Origin of the sequence: Streptomyces africanus (assembly GCF_002150735.1) — a bacterium.
GTDB lineage: Bacteria > Actinomycetota > Actinomycetes > Streptomycetales > Streptomycetaceae > Streptomyces > Streptomyces africanus.
In genome coordinates this window covers 1-244 of the sequence record NZ_MUKA01000263.1, presented here as the reverse complement: position 1 = coordinate 244, position 244 = coordinate 1, and the positions used below count along the sequence as shown (strand labels likewise).

At 75.4% G+C, this 244-nt stretch carries 1 pseudogene; it reads left to right on the top strand.

Annotation, left to right across the window (positions count from 1 at the left end):
* Positions 1-244 (top strand): annotated as a pseudogene (locus tag CCL05_RS46510) (hypothetical protein); the annotation flags it as partial.

Here is a 244-nt window from a genome sequence, read left to right as displayed (position 1 = left end):
GACGCCGTCGCCGTGGAGGACCCCGGCTGGGGCCGCACCCTCGACCTCGTGCCGGCGCTCGGGCTCAGGACCGTCCCCGTCGGGGTCGACGACGAGGGGCCCGTCGTCGACGACGTACGGCGGGTGCTGGAGTCCGGGGCGCGTGGGCTGATCGTCACGGACCCAGCTGCTCCGCCAACTCCCGCATGGGCGGCAGCAGTTGACCCGGCGGCAGCTCACCACCGCCCACCGCCCGCTCGATGCT